Consider the following 395-nt stretch of genomic DNA (forward strand, 5'->3'; position numbering starts at 1 on the left):
GTGCTCGGAAGAGGCACGCGGTTGCTCGGGGCCGCTGTGATCGTGGCCTGCATGGTGCTGGTCGGTCCCAGCGCGCCGAACGGCGGCCTGTTCGGCGGGTCACCGCCCGTCGAGGCCGCCCGTGACATCGTGCCGAACCGGGTCATGACGTGGAACATCTGCAACCCGTGCGACACGGCCAACACCGACCGGGCGGCGGAGATCGCCGCATACGCGCCCCAGGTCATCGGCCTGCAGGAAGCGTGCGTCCGGGACGTCGAGGCGATCCGGGACCATCTGGAGAACCTCCATGGGCTGGTCTACCACGTCGAGTACGGGACGGTGCTGGGCAATTGGGGCCGCTGCGGAGGCCTGCCGTGGAACCCCGGGGAGTACGGTCAGGCGATCCTCTCGGC

Annotated in this window: 1 protein-coding gene; it reads left to right on the top strand. The window is 69.9% G+C overall.

The features are described from left to right. The coding region (locus tag ACLZOT_RS50285) for an endonuclease/exonuclease/phosphatase family protein (RefSeq protein ID WP_416976028.1) at nt 1-395 on the top strand (395 nt) is incomplete at both ends.

Source organism: Streptomyces sp. 4F14, assembly GCF_048159485.1.
Classification (GTDB): domain Bacteria; phylum Actinomycetota; class Actinomycetes; order Streptomycetales; family Streptomycetaceae; genus Streptomyces.